Here is a 20,972-nt window from a genome sequence, read left to right as displayed (position 1 = left end):
CTTCATATGAGCTATAAAATGAGATACATGCTATTTTTCATAATTGACTCGGTAATTGTCATTTCAGCTATTTTTATGAGTTATTGGCTACTACACCCTTTTATTAGTGTGTATGCAGATCCGATGATTGTGTTAAGTGCGGGTACATTGCTTGTCAGTCATCATATTGCAGCGTATTTCTTCCATTTATATGATCGCATGTGGAGTGTTGCTTCTGTAAGAGAATTATTGACAATTAGCTACGCCGTTACGATTTCTATCGCAACGGCTAGTTGTATTCAATACATTCTCGTACATGATGTGTATATTCGTGTTATGACAGTGACATGGATGCTACATATTATTATGATTGGTGGTTCACGTTTTGTATTGCGAGTTTTGAATGATCAAGAATCTTTTCGCAGTACACCTAACTTAAAACGTGTTTTAATCGTTGGGGCAGGTCAAGGTGGCACGATGTTAGCACGTAATTTGAAATATGCGTTAAAACCAGATCGATTGCCTGTTATTTTTGTAGATGATGATCCTCATAAGCAACAATTAAAGGTAATGGATGTAACGGTGTCAGGCACAACGAAGGATATTGCCAAACTTGTTGTCAAACATGGTATTGAGGAAATTATTATTGCAATTCCTTCGCTAGGTCGTGTAGGCATTCAAAGTATTTATAAAAATTGCGCAAAAACAAATTTGCCGGTAAAAGTTATGCCTTCAATTGAAGATATTATGACAGGGAAAGTAGCTGTCAATGAAATGAAAGAGGTATATATTGAAGATTTACTTGGACGAGATGAAGTAAAGCTTGATATGGTAGCTATTTCGAATAAGTTAACAGACAAAATTATACTAGTGACAGGTGCAGGCGGTTCAATTGGTTCAGAAATATGTCGTCAAGTGATGAATTTTCAGCCAAAGCAGCTCATTTTGTTAGGGCATGGAGAAAATTCAATTTATACAATTCATATGGAACTTTTACAGCGCAGTACAGGCACAATATTAGTGCCAATTATTGCAGATATTCAAGATCGAGCACGTATTTTTGAAGTAATTGAGCAATATAAACCGGATGTTATTTATCATGCAGCAGCCCATAAACATGTACCGCTGATGGAATACAATCCAACAGAAGCGATAAAAAACAATATTTTCGGTACTAAAAATGTTGCTGAGGCTGCTCATCAATTTGCTGTGAAAAACTTTGTCATGATTTCAACAGATAAAGCCGTAAACCCGCCAAATATTATGGGGGCAACAAAACGCATGGCAGAGATGGTTGTGCAAAACTTGGCGAAGAAAAGTACAACAAAATTTGCGGCGGTACGTTTCGGGAATGTACTAGGTTCGCGAGGCTCAGTCATTCCTCTTTTTAAAAAACAAATTGCACTCGGTGGACCTGTAACCGTTACACACCCAGATATGACGCGCTATTTCATGACTATCCCAGAAGCCTCACGCCTTGTGCTGCAAGCAGGTACATTGGGGGGAAATGGTGAGATTTTTGTATTAGATATGGGAGAACCTGTGCGAATTGTTGATTTAGCAAGCAATTTAATCCAGCTCTCTGGTTTTACAGAAGAAGAAATTAAAATTGAATTTAGTGGTTTACGTCCAGGAGAAAAAATGTTCGAGGAATTGTTAAATGAAGAGGAGATTCAAGAAGAGCATGTGTTCCCAGGAATTCATATTGGACGTGCCAAGCCAATAAGCGGTGAACAATTAGACATGCTTTTAAATAAAATTCAAGTAGAAGAGATTGAAGAAGTAAAACAACTGCTTATACAAATCGCTAATAATAACATTGATAATTTAAAGAGCGTGAAACGATGAAAAAAATATTAATGAAAGATGGGCTTATTCTTTTTTTAGGAACGGCTATTAATATGCTCATCATGCTCATTATGCAAGTTATAATGGCAAGAAATTTGAGCATAGATGAATATGGTGCGGTTATTAGTGCATTTAATTTTATTAATTTTCTAGCGCTGTTTATTTCTTGCGGGGCATCTGAATTTATTTTAAAATCGTTTGGGCAATATGGGCGGCATGCTTATAAAATTGCTCAAGTATGGCTGAAATTGCTGCCGATTAGCCTAATTTTTCTAGCTGTCGTAATGGGGATTACATATACAGGTGATTTTTTAGGCAATCTTACAACTGTGTTTTTAATGATTATTATCCCAAATATTATATTGCAGGGGCTTTTGCCGTTAACGTTAACCGTTTATCAAATCGAAGCGAATTATAAGCGAATTGTGATAATTAATCTCGTTTTGTATACGACAAGATTACTAGCAGCGACTGTTTCCTTGTTTGTAGAAGGAAGCATTTATTGGGTTGGCTATGTATTAAGCGCTCTATCTATAGTTGGTATTGCTTACTATTATACGCATTTGAAGCGCTATTTTAAAATGGACCTTGCTATCCCTGAAGGTGAGTATCAACTTTTAAATGAACAACACTTATACAAAATTATTTTCCAAGGTGTTATGCCTTATGCTTTACTTGCCTTTTTCTATTATGGTTTTTATCAAAGCAATATTATTTTTATCAATGTCTTTTTAAGTGAAGAAGCGGTAGGTTTATATAACGCAGCATTCACTATTATAAGTTTAACATTCATTGTTCCAACAATTATCCTTAGTCAGCTATTCAATCCAAGGTTGCATTTTTGGATTAAAAATGATGTGATAAAAGTGATTTCTTTATTTATTAACGGTAGTAAATGGATGTTGCTATTAGGGGCTTGTATTGCACTCGTGCTTTTGCCACTCAGCGAGTTGTTAATTTATTTATTGTTTGGTGAGAAATTTGAACAAGCAGCAACGATGCTAATGATGCTGTTAATTATTATTCCACTGCGATATATTCAGGCAGTGAGTGACGCGATTATGAATACGGAAAACCAAATTCATATTAAAGTGCGAATATTTTTCATTGTGTTTATCATTAGTCTAATTTTAAATATTTCACTGATTTCTACAATGGGACTAAAAGGGGTTATTTTAACAACGATAATTTCAGAAGCTATTCTATTCATCTTAACATTCATATATTGTATGAAATTTATTAAAAGTAAAGGGATTGAACAATGATTATTTTAATTCGGAGTAATGATGCAAATCCTGATCCAAGATTACAGAAATATATTAATTACCTTGAAAAAACGCAGCAACGTTATAAAGTTATTGCTTGGAACCGTAGTGAAGGTATTTTAGAGAAGGAAAATTATATATATTTCAACTATCCAGCCGCATTTGGTTTGGGCATAAAAAATATACCAAGGAAAATTAGATGGTTTCAATTTGTTGTTAAGCAACTATGGAAAAACCGCCAGCATTATCAAGTAATCCATGCTTGTGATTTAGATACAGCTATACCTGCATTTTTTATAAAATCACTAGTAAAAAAGAAAATTATTTTTGATGTCTTTGATTGGGTTTCTTCAGAAAACAGCAAAAGTATTCTAGGTAAAATATTATCTATCGTTGAAAATAGAATTTTTAAAAAGAGTGATTTTACAATTATTTGTGAAGAATATCGAATGAATCAAGTTCGTAAGGATGCGAGAAGACCAAGTGTGGTGCTTCCGAATATTCCTGATATTTATTTACAGGAAGATACTTTCATAGCAGAAAAGATCGCTGTACAGCGTCAGCAGTTTACAAAAGTTATTAGCTATGTAGGTGTTTTTGATCGAAACCGTGGAATTGAACATTTACTTTGTAGTGTAGCAGAAAATTCTAACGTTTGTTTGAATATTGCAGGTTATGGTCTACTGCAAAATGAAGTAATGAACTATGCAGAGCAATATGAAAATATTATTTATTGGGGTAAGGTTGATCATAATACGGGGCTTAATATTATGAGATGTTGCGATTTGATTGCTGCTTTTTATTACTTATCCAATCCCGTTCATCGCTTTGCTGCACCTAATAAATATTATGAAGGCTTGTTTTTAGGGAAGGCTTTATTGACAAATGAAGGGACTTTGCTGGCAGAGAAGGTTGTGGAAGGTGATACAGGGTATGTGATTGCAGAAGGAGCTGCTTCTTTAGCAAATTTTTTGAATTTACCATTGGAGAAACAAGCAATTGAACTGAAAAATGACCATTCAAAGGAACTATGGCATACGGTGTATCAAACATATACAACTAATTTCATGGAAAATGAATACCAAAAAATGCTGTACTAATTCATAGGGGGAATAACGAATGAAAATACAAACGTATCTTTATGTTGTCAGTTACAGCATTTTATATTTCCTTTTATCTGTAATTATTTATTATATGAGTTACAGTAGCGGGTACCAAGGATTAGCATTACCTATATTTGGTGGTGGAGATGATGGGCAATTTTATTATGAGCAAGCGTTAAAATTTATTAATGGTGAGCCATATGTGTATACATCCATCCATATTTGGATTTTAGGTGCTATTTTGAAAGTATTTCATACTGACAATGTCATGTTATTAAGAATTTTTAATTTTACAGGAAGTATTTTATTAATAGCATTAGCATTGCTCATTTTAAAAAAAATAACATCACCTAAAGCATTTCATATTTCTGCCTCTTTGTTAGTAGCTCTATTATCCGTTTATCCAAGCCTTCTACTGAATTCTACATTGTCAATTTATCGCGATGTATGGATTTACGCTTTTTTCCTTTGGAGCTGTTATTTATTTATTGTACTTTACATTGAAAAAGGAAGATGGCCCAAACTAATTAGTGGTGTTTTATTAATCTTTAGTATGTTAATGCTTGGGGGATATCGTAAGTATGCGCTTCTTAGTTTTTTAATTGCTGCTAGCATTACTTTAATATTAAACGTGTTGAGTCGAAAAAATGTTAATCTACTGAAGGTTGGTGGCATTTTATTTGTTGGTCTATCTGTGTTTTATATATTATTTCGAAATGTGCAAGTCCCTGTCATTGGGCTCTCTTTTTCAGATGTTTTAAAATACCGACAATTAGGGCTAGAGATGGGGGGAAGCCAAATGGGCATTTCTCTTGATCAACCAAATGTTATTCTCTTTTATGTAAACTATTTTTATAGTTTAATTAGCAATTTTTTTGGTCCATTGCCATGGCAAGTAACAGGTGGTTCTACGTTTATTATTATGGTGACAGAAGGTTCGCTATTTTTCTTCATCACTGTTTATTTGCTTAGAAAAGTAAAGACTTTTTCTAAAGATGAGTTTTTTTTATGTATACAAGCTATAGTTTGGTTTTTATTAATTAGTATTTCAAACGATAATTTTGGAACAGGCTCACGTTTAAGAATTGTCGGATGGCTCCCGTTAATAATTATTTTCGCAAAACAATTTGGCGAGAGTGTTTATCAAAAAAGAAAGGCTATTTAAATAAATGAATATAAAAAAATATGCAAGTTGGGTGTTTTATTTTACAATCCCATTCCTAGTAATTATAAGTATTGAAACAATAAAACAAGAGGGAATACAGTCAGCGCTCCAGTGGGGAGTAGATAGACCTGTTCACTTTTTTATTACTTATTTTATTATATTATGTAGTCAATCTATTTTATTTTTCTTTACTAAAAATGTATATATTGTTTGTTTGAGTAGTGCGATGTTTATGGTGTTTTGGGTAATTGTTGATAATGAGAAGTTAAAAATGCTTAATGAGCCTGTATTGCCTTGGGATTTGTTTTTTATTAAACAATTAGTGAATTTATTTCCAGTGATTTATAAACAATTGAATATTTTTGTGGTTTTAGGTGTACTTATTGTATATATTCTTTTTGTTTATGTACTAGCTAAAAAGACAGAAGGTTCTTCTCTTCCCTTAAAAGGGAGACTTATCGTAGCGACACTCTCGATTATCATAATCATATTCATTGGTAATTTCAAAGATAATTTTGTTGGTCAAATTTTCAATAAACATACTATCCATGTAATAGAGTGGGATCAGAAAATAAATCAAAGCACTAACGGTTTGGTGTTAGGATTTATATTAAACATGCCGAGTGTTTTAATTGATAAGCCAAATAATTATAATAGTACAGAGGTTGGAAAGATAGTCCAGCAATATGAAGAAAAGCAAATACAACAAAGCGTGACAATGCAAAAGCCCAATATTATTGTCATTATGAGTGAAGCATTTTGGGATATTGGTCATTTAGATGAAACGTTAGCACAAGAAAAATACATACCAAATGCGCATAACCTACAAGTAGGTACAATTGCATCTCCACAATTTGGGGGAGGAACAGCAAATGTGGAGTTTGAAGTTTTAACTGGGTTATCAATGAACTTATTACCTGCTGGTTCTATCGCCTATCAACAATATGTAAAAAGAGAAACACCATCATTAGCAAGTATATTAAGTGCTGAAGGTTATCGCTCTATCGCGATTCATACATATTTCAAGTGGTTTTGGGATCGAGAAAATGTCTATAAACATATGGGGTTTGATCATTTCACATCTGTGACAGAAATGCCCGATGCGCAAAATAAAGGCTTTTATGTTGCAGATAATGAAATTACAAAGGAAATTATTAAAGAAGTAGAAGGAAATGAAGAACCTGTGTTTATTTATGCGGTGACAATGCAAAACCATGGATCTTACTATGACCATCGCTATGAGGATACAACACTACAAGTTTCAGGGGATTATAGTGAAGAAACAACAACAATGCTAAACACGTATGTTACAGGTCTTGTTGATGCAGACAATGAGTTAGGGAGCTTAGTCAATTATTTAATTGATTTAAATGAACCAACCATCGTTGTATTTTTTGGAGACCACCTACCATTGTTAGGTGAGGAATATAAGGTCTATACAGAAACGGGATATCTTCATAGTTCCATTGACTGGTCATTACAAGATACGCTGAAAATGAAAGAAACACCATTAATCATGTGGAATAACATAGGCAAGGAGAACCGAAAGTTAGGGGCTATTAGTACATCGTTTTTAGGTGGGGAAATTTTAGAAATGGCTGGATTACAAAAACCAGCACTATTTGAATTTACACATCAATTTTCTAAGCAGTTACCTGTCTATACGGCTACAGTGAAGAAAACAAGAGAAGGGCAATTAAGCCAAGAAACACCAGAGAGCTTACTGCCTTTAGAGGAGCAATATCAAATATTGCAATACGATATTTTATTTGGAAAGCGTTATATTGAATCAGCAACGAACTAATCAAGTAGAGAGGCAAATATCATATGAAAATACTATTCGTAGCTTCTGTTTATCGCCACTTAACTGCATTTCATATCCCATATATCCAATATTTCCAACAACTTGGCTATAAAGTGTATGCGGCTGGTGCTGGAGAAGATGAACAGAATTTAGAAAAACAAAACTTAGAGAAGTTGAATGTCACATGCATTGATATTCCATTTTCCAGAGGTCCTTTAAGTCTTCAAAATATCATAGCCTATCGAAAGTTGCAGCAATTATTTGTACAGGAGCGCTTTGACCTAGTACATGTCCATACACCTGTTGCTGCTTTATTAACGAGGGGTGCCTTCCGCAAAAGTAGACATGGGAAAATTGTTTATACGGCACATGGATTCCATTTTTATAAAGGTGCTCCAAAACAAAATTGGCTTATCTATTATCCAGCAGAAAAAATTGCTGCAAAATGGACAGATCATTTAATTACAATTAATGAGGAAGACTTTCATAATGCACAGAAGCTATTGCCAAAGGATAAAGTTTCATTTGTTCATGGAGTTGGCGTTGAGTTTGCAGAAACTCAATTTTCAAAAGAGCAGCAACAACAATTACGTAGACAACTTGGATTGGCTGATGACGCAATTACCGTTGCTTATGTTGCGGAGTTGAATGATAATAAAAATCATCAATTTTTATTGAATAATTGGCGGAAAATTAAAGATCACACCCCTCAATTTGAGTTATTAATTATCGGTTCAGGAGATAAGGAAGAGCAATTAAAAGATTATGTAAAAAATGAAGAGCTGAAAGATATACATTTTTTAGGGTATCGACGAGATGTACCAAAGCTATTACAAATAACAGATATTGTTGCACTTCTGTCACATCGCGAAGGTTTACCTAAAAGTATTATGGAAGCGATGGCAGCTGAGATTCCATGTGTTGTGACAAATACACGTGGTTTACGTGATTTAGTAAAATCAAATGAAAGTGGCTTTGTTGTGAACAATGGTGATAATGGGCAGTTAGTCACAGCATTTTATGAGCTTAGTGGAAAGAGTGCAAGAGAACTGATGGGCATGCGTGCTAAAGATCTAGTTGAACCATTTTTGTTAAATAATGTATTAGAAGAATATGCGGTGATTTATAATCAATTAGTAAAGTAGGTGGAGGCTTGACAATTTTAGTAACAGGTGGTCTAGGCTTTATTGGTAGTCATACAGTAGTTGAACTTATTAACCAAGGACATGAATGCGTCATCATTGATAATTTATCAAAATCTACAATTGATGTAGTGAATCGCATTGAAATGGTGACACACAAAAAAGTGTCTTTTATCAAAGTTGAAATGTTAGATAAAACTGCAATAAGAAAAGTATTTCAACAATTTAGTATTTCGGCAGTTATACATTTTGCAGGTTATAAATCTGTTGGCGAATCAGTAAAACAGCCGTTATTATATTATCAAAATAATCTTTTTAGTACATTGAATTTACTAGATGTCATGCAGGAATTTGCTGTGAAAAAGCTCGTATTCAGCTCTTCAGCCACGGTATATGGTGATACTTCCATACCGCCATTGACAGAGAACTTACCACTTTCAGCACCTAACCCTTATGGACGTTCAAAGCTTATGTTAGAAGAGATTTTACGGGATCTAGTCGAGGCAAATACAGAATGGAGTGTGGCTTTAATGCGCTACTTCAATCCCATAGGGGCACATACAAGTGGATTATTGGGAGAAATGCCTTATGATACGCCTAATAATTTAATGCCTCATGTTTTAAAAGTTGCAAGTGGTGAAAGTGCGAAGCTACAAATATTTGGAGGAGATTATGAAACCCTCGATGGAAGCTGTATTCGAGATTTCATTCATATTATGGATTTAGCAAAGGGGCATGTGAAAGCATTGCAATATGTGGAGCAACATACAGGTTGTGAAGCATTTAATATTGGAACGGGTGTAGGATACTCTGTATTAAGCTTACTTCGAACATTTGAAATTGTAACAGGCGAAAAGGTCCCATATGAAATTATAAATCGACGTGAGGGAGATATTGTCATTAGTATTGCAGATGTGCAAAAGGCTGAAAACATGCTTAATTGGAAAGCACAGTATCAATTAGAGGATATGTGTGTAGATTCGTGGCGCTGGTATCAATCAATTAAGGGGTACGTATAAATGAAAAGAATTTTTGATTTTGTTATTAGCTTATGTATGCTTGTTTTGCTAAGCGTACCCATTATGATTACATGGATGTTGGTGTGCATGAAATTAGGTTCACCAGCCATCTTCACACAACCACGCCCAGGACTAAATGGCAAAATATTTCACGTCTATAAATTCCGCACAATGACAAACCAACGAAATGAAGATGGTGAATTGTTACCAGATGTCGAGCGGCTAACTTCATTTGGTAAACTATTAAGAAAATTAAGCTTAGATGAACTGCCGCAGCTATGGAATGTACTAAAAGGAGATATGAGTTTCGTCGGTCCACGTCCCTTACTAGTCGAATATTTACCTTTATATAACGAGCGTCAAGCACGGCGTCATGAAGTACGACCTGGAATTACCGGATGGGCACAAGTAAACGGGCGCAATGCCATTTCATGGGAGCAGAAGTTTGAATATGATGTGTGGTATGTAGAAAATCAATCTTTTTGGTTAGATATGAAAATACTATTTTTAACAGTGAAAAAAGTATTCATCAGTGAAGGTATTTCACAAGAAGGTCAAGCAACAATGGAGAAATTTACAGGCTCGAAATAGACAGGAGGCATGTAAATCATGCGTTATATTTTAATCGGTGATAGCGGTCATAGCAAAGTGATAGAGGACTGTATTCGAGCAAACAATCATCAAGTAATTGCAAAGCTAGATGATAAATATGAATCTGTTTTTAAAGAGAGGGCTTGTATGAAGGGGCCAATTTCTGCAATTTCAGATTTGCTTGATGAGAAAACAAAAATTATTATTGCTGTTGGTCATAATGCGGCTCGTCGAAAAATAACTGAACGCCTACAATTAGCAAAAGAGCGATACGGTACAGTAATTCATCCAAGTGCTATTATCAGCTCATCTGCAACTTTTGGTTATGGGACGGTTGTTATGCCTAATGTTGTTGTCAATGCGGATAGTATAATTGGAAATCACGTTATTTTAAATACGGGCTGTATAGTAGAGCATGATTGCATAGTGCAAAGCTTTGCACATATTTCACCAAGTGCTGTTTTAACAGGCGGTGTTTCCGTACAAGAAGGCACACAGGTAGGTGCCCGATCTTCTGTTAATCCAACAATACAAATTGGAAAATGGACGATGATTGGTGCAGGAAGTGCAGTGATTGATAATATACCTGACTATGTTACGGCAGTTGGAGTACCTGCGAAGATTATTAAAGAAAGAAGGACTTTGAATGACTAATCGCATACTATTATCCTCTCCCCACATGGGCGGAACTGAGCAAAAATATATTCAAGAAGCATTCGATACGAATTGGATTGCGCCTTTGGGGGCGAATGTTGATGGTTTTGAAAAAGAATTAGCTTCATATGTGAATGTAAGAGGTGCATCTGCTACAAGCTCTGGTACGGGAGCAATCCATTTAGCTTTAGATTTATTAGGTGTAAAAGCTGGAGATACAGTATTTTGTTCAGATTTAACATTTATTGCAAGCGCTAACCCTATTCTTTATTTAGGTGCTGAACCTGTTTTTATCGATTCAGAAGAAACAACTTGGAACATGTCTCCACAAGCATTAGAACGCGCGTTACATGAATCGAAGGCTACGAATACATTACCGAAAGCTGTTATCATCGTTAATTTATATGGTCAAAGTGCACGTATGGATGAACTGATGGCGTTATGCAATGAATATGGCGTTTCAGTAGTTGAAGATGCAGCAGAATCACTAGGCTCTCTATACAATGGGAAACATAGTGGGACATTTGGTAAGCTAGGTGTTTATTCATTTAACGGAAATAAAATCATTACAACATCTGGTGGAGGTATGCTTGTATCAGATGACGATGAGCTTATTGCACGTTCTCGTTATTTGGCAACACAAGCCCGTGATGCGGCAAAGCATTATCAGCACAGTGTTGTTGGCTACAATTACCGTATGAGTAATATTGTTGCCGGAATTGGACGAGGGCAGCTTGAAGTACTTGATGAGAGAATTTCCCAGAAACGTGCTATTTTTGACCGTTATGAAGCTACTTTTAAAGATGTAGATGGTATTACAATGATGCCAGAATTAGAAGGAACATTCTCGAATCGTTGGTTGTCAACAATGACATTAGATGCTGAAAAACTTAAAATAACACCTTATGAACTAATAGATTCACTAAATGCGGCAAACATCGAGTCACGACCAGTTTGGAAGCCTCTGCATATGCAACCATTGTTTGAAGAATGTAAGTTTTATCCGCATAGTGATGCACGGGTTGTTAGTGAGGAATTATTTGCTAACGGAATTTGCTTACCATCAGATAGCAAAATGACTGTGGAAGAACAGCAGATAGTGATTGATATTATTTTACGCGCTGTTAAATAAATAGGATAGAAATAAGACATTTTTTTGTTTAGAAAGAGCAAAAAAGTGTCTTATTTCATTCATCTCATAACAAATACTCAAAAATTAGGATATTCATAGCGATTAGCTTAATATGATTAACACGTTAAAACTATTTAATAAATGCTGGATAAAAATATTTTTAAATTCCTCCAATAACGTCCCAAATAGCTAAGAAAACTTGTAGCATAGTTATCGTTCCTCCTAAAAGTTTTTATACTTTTAATATATGGATAATTTTTGTATTATGATTTTATGTAAAGTATTGTTGACATAAATTATTGGAGGTATGATTTTAGGTGGATAGTGTTGGTCAAACAATAAGAAAAATAAGATTATCTAAAAAAATATCATCGGAAGCACTTTATGGAGGGCTTTTATCGCGACAAGCTCGAAGTAAGTTTGAAAAAGGAGAAAGCGATACTACAGTTAGTAAATTTTTCATGTTGCTGGATCGTTTAAATCTTTCTTTAGATGAGTTTTATGTAGCATTAACACAAAAAGAAAGTATGGAATTTCATTTATTTAGTAATATAGCATTAACTTTTTATAAAAAAGACATAGACGGTTTGAAGCTATTGATAAAAAAGTTGAATAACGAACATGAGAGAACAAATAATATTAAGTACCAACATTATGAAATAATGGTGCAAAATATGCTTAATATATTAGAAGGTAAGCCACAGTCTATAGAGTTTGCGAAATTAAGTGATTACTTAGCGAATTGTGATTCTTGGGGATATTATGAAATAATGCTTTTTTCTAACTCAATTGATTATTTTACAAAGGAGCTAATTAATATTGTTTTTAAGCGTGTAAAAAATACAATAGTTAAGTTTCAATTGTTAAGAAGGTATAGAAATGAGTATTCAATGTTGTTGCTAAATATTATTAATAAAGGATTACTTGATTTTGATTTCGCATTTGCTCTTAAGTATTTTGAAGAGTATGAGTTGCTGGCTGAACCTTTACAGAATGATATGTATTACCAGACCATGAGAAAATTTTTCTATGAGGTTATTTGTGCATGTACAAATAAAGACCATTCTACTCATGAGTTAGAAAAAATTATAGAGTATTTAGGATATTTCAATATGAAAAATAAACAAAAGCAATGTATTGAGCTTTTAGAGAGGCTACACTTCCATGTAGAGAAAATTAATAATGAGAAAAGCGGCATTTTCTTTGAAGTCACTAAAAGCTAACATATTTTATAGCCTTCACTTACCTAATATGCAGTAATTCATAATAAATTTATCGCAAAGAAACCTTTAAAAATGTCTTTTTCAGAAGGCCCTATGCCGTTATATTTGCTTTGGATTTAGTGTCAAGTATTGTGGACATTTTATACAGAATAATAGGTAGATGGTAGCGTAGTATTAGAGATTCATATATAGAGTACATGTATGAACATAATGTAATTAATACGCAAAATTTCTTTTAAAATGGGGGCAATACATTGAGTAATTTAGCTATTTTTAAAGACGAAATTAAAGATTTGATAGATGATTATATGAATGCGATTGATTCAGCAATTAAAACGAAAATAGAAATATTTGAAGAAGGGCAGAAAAAAGTGGTAAAAAAGGTAATTTCTCAACCAGCAAATGAAGAAGATATAGTGGCGGAGGAAAATGCCTTAAATACTTCGTTGTTTTATGATGGAAAGCTAGTGTTGGATAAGGAATATACGATAAATATTACGTTTTATGGACTTGCTGATAAATATGCTGAGTTTATGCAAAACAGAAGGGATTATTCAATTATTCATTTTATAATACATACTATTTTTAAAGAAATTATCCCTAAGGAAAAGAAAGGGGTATTTGAGCGAGTTTTTAGGAGAATTGAGGAACTGAAGAAAGAAGATGTGCATATTCGATTGAATTACATAGCTGGCAGTTTTTTTAATGAAATAATATCTAATTTAGATATCATTGAAAAAGATGAAAAAAATGATAGTGTCCTGTTGATGAGGGACTTAGATAATATATCAACATTAAACTACGAAGGGGCAAAAGTCACTGCTAAATTAATCGTAATTTCTGAAAAGATTAAAGAAAAATATATTAATTTTATTGTTAAATTGCAAACACCAATTCCTTATTCTTCTTATCGAACTGTTCGAAAACTTTTGGAGCTTTCAGGGGACGGAATTTTTGTCATTGGAAATCATCGAATGATTTTTGGGCTAGGTAAGTTGAAAAATTTTAGTGAAGCAAATCGACAAAATGTAGAAGGGCAAATGTTGATTGTTGATTTTCTGAATTCGCTTAATTATAAAATCAGTTTCATTAATTTTATTTCAGAGGAGATTTCTACAACTGTTAAAGATACAGAGGCTATACGGTGGAGTTATGAGGAAAGCTTGATATTCGGATTTCAAAATAAAAACTTATTTTTGAGAGAGAGCGAGTTTCCAGAAAAAGAGCTCAAATTATCACTAAGTAGAGCATTTCAAAAGTTCCTTGAAGAAGAAGGGAAGGAATACGGTATCGTTGTAGACAGTATGATTGATATCGTAAGGCTTGCTGCTAAGCAGAAGAAAGGAACAACAGTTGTTGTAACAAAGCCTGAAACGGCATTAAAGGAAATAAAAAGGCTGTCTGGTCAAGGGATTCAAATTCATAAAATCAATTTTTTGAATATGGATTCTGAAGAGGAAAAAGAGATATTGATTAATCGCTTAACAAGTATTGATGGAGCAATTTATTTAGATATATATGGTTCTTGTTATGCAGTAGGTATGATTTTAGATGGGCTCGCAGTCGAAGGAAAAGGAAATAGCTCAAGGGGAGCAAGGTATAATTCAGCTATACGTTATCAAAACTTAAAAAATGAAAGTGTTATAATCGTTATTTCAGAGGATGGCATGGTTGATATTATTGATAGGAAAAGCATGCTAGAAGATAATAAATATACGCAACCGATTGAGAAAGTTGAAGAACTAGTCATTAAAGAGAACTGGATAACTTATCAAAATAAATCTCGCATTGACTATTTAGAAGGTAATTTTGATGCTGCACTGCAATCTATTAATAAAGCGATTGAATTAAATATAAATGATGCTTTTAGCTATAATTTGCGCGGAAGTATTTATACAGGTTTAAAAGATTATGGGGAGGCTATCGAAAATTATACTAAAGCAATTGAATTGGATAGGGAAAATGTGGATGCTTATAATAGCTTGGGAATTGTTTATAAAACGATAGGACATTATGAGCAAGCTTTAGAAAACTATACACGGGCAATTAAGTTAAATCCTCATTATAAATATGCGTATTTTAATAGGGGCCTTGTATATACTGAATTGAAAGAATATCGGAAGGCAATAGATGAGTATTTAGCAGCGATTGAAATAGATTCAAGGTATACAGGAGCATATAATAGCCTTGGTAATGCATATAAAAATATTGGTGAATACCAAAAAGCAATAGACGCATATACAGAGGCGATTACATTAAATCCTAAATATGCATTACCCTACAATGGACGAGGAAATGTTTATCGGGATTTAGAAAAATATGATAAGGCATTAGAGGATTATACAAAGGCAATTGAGTTAGATCCGAAATATGCAACTGCATATAATAATCGAGGGATTTTCTATAAAATAACAAAAGAATATGATAAAGCTATGAAAGACTATACTAAAGCAATTGAAGTAGACTCAAAATATGCAGCAGCTTATTATAATCGAGGAATTACTTATCGTGATATAGATAAATACGAAGAAGCTATAGAAGATTATACTAAAGCAATCGAATTAGATTCCAAATATATAATAGCCTATAATAATCGAGGAGCAGTTTATCAAGAAATAAAAAAATACGATAAGGCAATAGAGGATTATACAAAGGCAATTGAATTAAATCCTAAATATGCATTGGCTTATAAAAATCGAGGTACTACTTATAAAAGTCTAGGGAAACTTGAACAGGCCGAGGCTGATTTTGCAAAGGCTGCTGAATTAGACCCACGTTATAAGCAAAAAGAGTATTAATAATTTTGAAATGAACGAAAACTATTGATTTGGTGAAGAAAAGAATTTGTCTGAAAAGTCATTTTGATACGACTCTTTTGTAACGATGATAGTGACAATTTATTGTGACTACTTCCGGAGCATGTTTTACTGTGCTGAAGGGGAGCGACAGCTACAAGCAGTGAATAGTTAATATAGAAGCAGGGGCTGAAGTTGTCCGAAAAGTCTATTTTGTTTTGACACTGCATTGAAATAAATGTTTTCATCGCTTCCCTTTTATTGAAGGATAACGCTGCTAAAGCCAATGTTCATCACACTTTTAAAAGAGGCGTTCTCTGTTTATCCCGTATTAACAAATTTGTTTGCGACGAGTAATCGCAGGAGCAGGCTGTAATACCCCCCACTTCAAAACAGCAGATAAAAACAAGATGTTTAAGTGGGGGATCAAACAGCCTGTAAAAACTAAGAATGAGGCCAACACGATGTTGGTCACACAAGCGTTTTCGCAGGATGCGAAGATCCTAGCTTGTGTTCCTCTATCACCAATCAGTGGGGGGCAAAGCCCCCCACTGATTGAAGGTTCACTTTATATGAATCAACATTTTGTGAAACATCATCGCTACCGTCCAAAATGCCGGCTATGCACGGCTTTTTGGACAGCCCCAGCCCCTTCTCATATAATCGAACTCTACTCTCTCCACTTAATAAAAGTTGTAATTATTCAAAATGGAAGCGTTTTCCCATCCTCTCATTCCCTGTAAAGAGGTCTTTAGGTCTAAAATATACAAATAAGAATAGTTGGAATTAACTAAATTGTTTGTTTTATCAGAAAAATGATTGACGATTATTACATAGAATTATATCTTTATGAATATATTGTAAAAAACGTTTCATCTTAATTTGATAGATAATTATAAGATGAAATCTAGTTTATGAGGTTCCTTTTGGTGGAAGGGAACCTATTAATTTGTTGTTTACAATATGAAGCACTATTCATTTGTATGGGAGGAATGATTTTGGGGAACAAAGGGGTTTATCGTTTTTTTGCTATTTTTGTTGTATTTATTTTGTTTTTAAGTTTACTTTCGCCAATGAATGTGGCGGCGGATGAGTTGGACTCGAGCAACTCGGATGAAAGTGCTTTATTAGCGAATCAGGCAATTTTAGAGCAATTGCTGCTACGACAGGGGAAACCAAGATTACATGATGAGTTAAAGGGATTGAGTGGTAGTCAAAAGGTAGGGGTTATCGTTCATTTATCAGAAAATCCGGTGGCGCTAGAGCAAGGGATTGCAGAGTTGCAAGGGAAGACTTTCTCGAATTCCGATGCGTCTGTAGCAAAGGAGATCGTTTTGACACAGCAAGAAGCTGTTGTGCAGGAAATGGTAGGGGAAAATATTTCTTTCACGCAAGGTTCTACGTATGATACGGTGTTGAACGGCTTTGCAGCAGAGGTGCGAGCAAGCGATTTGTCGAAGCTGTTAAGCATAGAAGGGATTACATTAGTTGAGCCGGATGTCGAAGTATATACGGCTGAGGTGCAAACGACTCAGGCAGATGGGCAAATTGATGCGCAGATGAATGTCACAAATGATTTCTTAGGTATTGGTCGTTTATGGGAGAAGGGCTATGAAGGGCAAGGAATTAAAGTTGCGGTACTAGATACAGGAATTGATGTTGACCATCCCGATTTGAAGCCGATTTATAAGGGTGGTAAAAACTTTATTCAAGATAATCCAACTCTTTACAAAGTACCAAGGAATCAAAATGATGGCTCTGAAACAAAGCCTAGTGAGCGTCATCCAAGTGCGCGAGAGGTAAATGATAGAGGGAGTACATTTGCTACATCACATGGCACGCATGTAGCGGGTACAATTGCTGCAATCGGTGTGAATGAGCTAGGTGTTAAGGGTATCGCTCCGCAAGTCGACCTTTACTCTTACCGTGTGTTAGGGGCATACGGGAGTGGCGCAACGTCTGGTATTATTGCGGCAATTGAGTACGCAGTTAATGAAAGAATGGATGTTATTAACCTTTCATTAGGTGGCGGCTCCAATACAGAAATTGATGCAGGGTCATTTGCTATTAATAATGCCATGTTAGCAGGTGTTATATCAGTCATTGCGACTGGGAATGATGGTCCAGAGCGCGGCACAATGGGAACGCCAGCGACAGCACCACTTGGCATTGCGGTAGGGAACTCAACAAAGCCAGAATTACAAACAGAGGTATCTACAATTGTTACTGTAGGGAATCAAACATTTTCAGAGGATTTAACATTAATTACATTGCCGCAAGGGGCTAATATAGCTGAGCTGTTGAGCGGTGAATATGATTTAGTTAATATTCCTGGACTAGGAAAGCCTGAAAACTTTACAGGCATTGATGTTGAAGGAAAGATAGCACTTATTTCACGAGGTGAGATTAGCTTTATTGACAAAGTAGCAAATGCTAAGGCGGAAGGGGCAATTGGGGCAATTATTTATAATAATGCAACGGGGCCTTTAACAAATGCCTTTCAAGGGGAATCACCAATTTTTATCCCAGCATTTGGAATGTCATTAGAGAAAGGGCAGGCAATTAAGCAAGCGTTAGTAACCGGAGCTGGAAAAGTGAGTTTTAATATTCACACGTATATTTCTTATGACCAAATTAATGATTCTAGCTCGCGTGGTCCATCTGTACCTAACTTTGATATTAAGCCAGATGTAGTAGCGCCGGGTACTAATATTTTATCGACAGTTCCAACCTATGATTTACTAACAGGTGAGCCGTTAGCTGCCAATCAAATATTCGGACAGAAAACGGGTACGTCCATGGCAACACCTCATATTGCTGGAATTGCTGCATTAATGAAACAGGCCAATCCAACTTGGTCGCCATTCGATATTAAAGTCGCACTCTCAAATACAGCAAAGGTTTTAGATGGCTATGATGTGTTTGAGCAAGGGGCTGGACGCGTTAATGCCTACGATGCAGCTTTCCCAAGTGCGCTAGCATACGTGCAGGATGAGGCTTTACGTGACCAAACAAATGAAATCGTTCCGAATATTAAAGGGACAGTTACATTTGGCCCACAACCTATTAAAGAGCAAAATATTTTAGTGCAAAGACAAATTGTTGTAAAGGATATGAAGGGGTTAGGCGGCCGTTATCAAGTGACGATTAATACTTTAAAGGGCTTTGGCGATGCTGTTGTGTCTGTGGATAAGCCGTCGATTGTATTAGCACCGAATGGTCAAGAAACAATAACGGTGACATTACAGGCTTCTAAAAACGATAATGCTCAGTTTGGTGATGAAATGTTCGGCTATATTTATATTACACCAACAGAGCCTGCACTAACGACTTCATCGTTATTAGTGAATCAAGCTACACTTACTGTGAGACAAGGAGAACAGGCACAGCTAAATGTCTTTGAAAAAACAACGCAAACACATGGCTATTATACAGAAATTTCTTTGCCATTTGCTGCGGACTTTAGCGTTATAACAGATATTAAGGATTTTAGTATTTCTGCTAATGATTTATCATTTGCGACATCGGACGATACGGCTACAGTGTCCTTTGAAATTACACGACCTGTAGACGAGGCATTGGTTTATTTACGTAATCTTGAAAAGTTGAATGTATCTGCTCCGATTGCAACAGGGGCAATTGGTTATGTAGCGTATTTAGAAAACTTACAAGCCGGACGACATTCGAGAAATATCGGACCAGAATATGCTGATTGGCAAAACAATATAGGTACTGTGCCAGAAGGGGTATATTCTGTCGACTTTATTGGATGGCCAGCATCTGGTGGTGAAATTCGCTCGTGGACAGGCGATGCTGTCATTGTCAAACGGACAGCTCCAACCGTAAATGCTACAGTTACGAGTAGTGATACAGGTGGTGTTGTGTTAAGTGGTCAGGTTACTGATAAATATATTGATTATAATAAGACGTTGAAAGATTATGGTCTTGACTATAAATTAAATAGTAAATTAAAAGCGGAATATGCAGTGAACGATAATACACCTGTTGCATTTATATTGAATGAAGATGGTTCATTTTCTTTAGGAATCCAAGGTGTAAGCACAACAGCCGATACGGTAAAAGTAATTGTAACAGATGCTGTAGGTAATAAAAGTGAGGGTGTAGCTCCGAAGGTGGATGCGTTCGAAATCCCTGCAAGAGAGCCTGAATTAAATGCTGCAGAACAGATTGTGTCGCGAGCTCATGCAAAGTATATTCAAGCAAGCTTAACGCCATATATTATAAAAGCTTCTACAAATGACCGCGTTACTGATGTAACGAAAGAAGCTACTTACTCTGTAGCAAATAGCAATATGGTAGATGTGAAAAATGGTCTAGTATATGGCAAATCGCTAGGAACAACAACAATTACTGTTAGCTATAATGGGCAAACTGTTGAGGTTCCTGTAACAGTAATACCTAACAATAGCTCAGGTGGTTGGTATCCAGGAGGCGGAGGTGGAGCACCAGAAGCTCAGCCTGAGGAAGGAAAGTCTGAATCCGAAAAGCCTCAAATAGAAATACCACAGCCAGAGGAGCAAGAAAACAAATCACCGTTCATCCCAGTAGATTTACCAGCGAATCATTGGGCGGCAGGCTATATCCAGCAAATGATTGAGCGCGGTTTACTAAGAGGTAATGAAAGCGGCGAAGTGAAGCCGAATGCCAATGTGACACGTGCCCAATTTGCATCAATTATAGCGCGTGCGCTAGGTTTAACTGCAGATGGGGATGCGCCATTTAGCGATATAGGTAACTATGCAGCCGAAACGCAGGAGGAAATCGCCGCGATATTTGAGGCAGGTATTGCAAGAGGTACAGATGGTAAATATATGCCTTCAGGTGAAATAACACGTGCGCAGCTAGCACTAATGCTTTATCGTGCCTATGAGCATGCGACAGGCGAAAAATATGTACCTAAAGGTCAAGCAACATTTACGGATTTAGGTAAATATAATGAAGAAACAATGGCAGCGATTGCGATGCTACAAGAGCTAAACATTGCGGCAGGTGACAAAGGGAAATTCATGCCGACAGCACCAGCAACACGTGCACATGCAGCAAAAATGGTAATCAACTTCTTAGAAATTGTTGAAAATCGTTAGTTTAAAATTAATTAAGACGCGTGAAATCGAGGCGATTGCTTTGATTTCATGCGTCTTATTTTTATCATAGATTTGTTTAAAGATAGTAAATTTGACCTGCATTAATTTTATAGTATAATTTCACTATAAAACACTAAGAAATTAGCG

13 protein-coding genes are annotated in these 20,972 nt (G+C 35.4%); all 13 read left to right on the top strand.

Annotated elements, in window-relative coordinates:
- The first annotated feature begins 6 nt into the window (after positions 1 to 6).
- The 13 genes from MHB51_RS08900 to MHB51_RS08840 all read left to right on the top strand — a co-directional run bounded on the left by MHB51_RS08900 (position 7) and on the right by MHB51_RS08840 (position 20,825).
- Positions 7 to 1,827, top strand: a complete 1,821-nt coding sequence (locus tag MHB51_RS08900) for a nucleoside-diphosphate sugar epimerase/dehydratase (RefSeq protein ID WP_342559444.1) — start codon at positions 7 to 9, stop codon at positions 1,825 to 1,827.
- Positions 1,824 to 3,092: an oligosaccharide flippase family protein gene (locus MHB51_RS08895; protein ID WP_342559443.1), complete on the top strand. Its 1,269-nt coding sequence runs from the start codon at positions 1,824 to 1,826 to the stop codon at positions 3,090 to 3,092. Before MHB51_RS08900 ends, MHB51_RS08895 begins: the two co-directional genes overlap by 4 nt.
- Positions 3,089 to 4,192 (top strand): hypothetical protein, encoded by a 1,104-nt coding sequence (locus MHB51_RS08890; protein WP_342559442.1) that lies wholly within the window; start codon positions 3,089 to 3,091, stop codon positions 4,190 to 4,192. Before MHB51_RS08895 ends, MHB51_RS08890 begins: the two co-directional genes overlap by 4 nt.
- Before the next feature lie 19 nt (positions 4,193 to 4,211).
- Complete coding sequence (locus MHB51_RS08885) at positions 4,212 to 5,360, top strand: hypothetical protein (RefSeq protein WP_342559441.1); 1,149 nt, start codon at positions 4,212 to 4,214, stop codon at positions 5,358 to 5,360.
- Between the two features lie 4 nt (positions 5,361 to 5,364).
- Positions 5,365 to 7,164, top strand: a complete 1,800-nt coding sequence (locus MHB51_RS08880; RefSeq protein ID WP_342559440.1) for an LTA synthase family protein — start codon at positions 5,365 to 5,367, stop codon at positions 7,162 to 7,164.
- A 23-nt stretch (positions 7,165 to 7,187) separates the two neighbouring features.
- Positions 7,188 to 8,309 carry a glycosyltransferase family 4 protein gene (locus tag MHB51_RS08875; RefSeq protein ID WP_342559439.1) on the top strand — a complete coding sequence of 374 codons (1,122 nt, stop codon included), beginning with the start codon at positions 7,188 to 7,190 and terminating at the stop codon, positions 8,307 to 8,309.
- A gap of 8 nt (positions 8,310 to 8,317) precedes the next feature.
- A complete protein-coding gene (gene galE / locus MHB51_RS08870) occupies positions 8,318 to 9,325 on the top strand; it encodes a UDP-glucose 4-epimerase GalE (RefSeq protein WP_342559438.1) in 1,008 nt (335 codons plus the stop codon).
- Positions 9,326 to 9,916 (top strand): sugar transferase, encoded by a 591-nt coding sequence (locus MHB51_RS08865; RefSeq protein WP_342559437.1) that lies wholly within the window; start codon positions 9,326 to 9,328, stop codon positions 9,914 to 9,916.
- A gap of 18 nt (positions 9,917 to 9,934) precedes the next feature.
- The gene (locus tag MHB51_RS08860) at positions 9,935 to 10,570 is read left to right on the top strand and encodes an acetyltransferase (RefSeq protein ID WP_342559436.1); all 636 of its coding nucleotides are present in this window, start codon (positions 9,935 to 9,937) and stop codon (positions 10,568 to 10,570) included.
- The gene (locus MHB51_RS08855; protein ID WP_342559435.1) at positions 10,563 to 11,702 is read left to right on the top strand and encodes an aminotransferase class I/II-fold pyridoxal phosphate-dependent enzyme; all 1,140 of its coding nucleotides are present in this window, start codon (positions 10,563 to 10,565) and stop codon (positions 11,700 to 11,702) included. The genes MHB51_RS08860 and MHB51_RS08855 overlap by 8 nt, the downstream gene beginning before the upstream one ends.
- Before the next feature lie 317 nt (positions 11,703 to 12,019).
- The gene (locus tag MHB51_RS08850; protein ID WP_342559434.1) at positions 12,020 to 12,925 is read left to right on the top strand and encodes a hypothetical protein; all 906 of its coding nucleotides are present in this window, start codon (positions 12,020 to 12,022) and stop codon (positions 12,923 to 12,925) included.
- A gap of 254 nt (positions 12,926 to 13,179) precedes the next feature.
- A complete protein-coding gene (locus tag MHB51_RS08845; protein WP_342559433.1) occupies positions 13,180 to 15,723 on the top strand; it encodes a tetratricopeptide repeat protein in 2,544 nt (847 codons plus the stop codon).
- A 995-nt stretch (positions 15,724 to 16,718) separates the two neighbouring features.
- Entirely contained in the window at positions 16,719 to 20,825 is a 4,107-nt protein-coding gene (locus tag MHB51_RS08840) for a S8 family serine peptidase (protein ID WP_342559432.1), read from the top strand.
- The last annotated feature ends 147 nt before the right edge of the window (positions 20,826 to 20,972 follow it).

The organism is Metasolibacillus sp. FSL K6-0083 (genome assembly GCF_038630865.1).
GTDB lineage: Bacteria > Bacillota > Bacilli > Bacillales_A > Planococcaceae > Metasolibacillus > Metasolibacillus fluoroglycofenilyticus.
The sequence above is the reverse complement of the archived record's forward strand: the minus strand, read 5'-3'. Positions and strand labels throughout refer to the sequence as shown.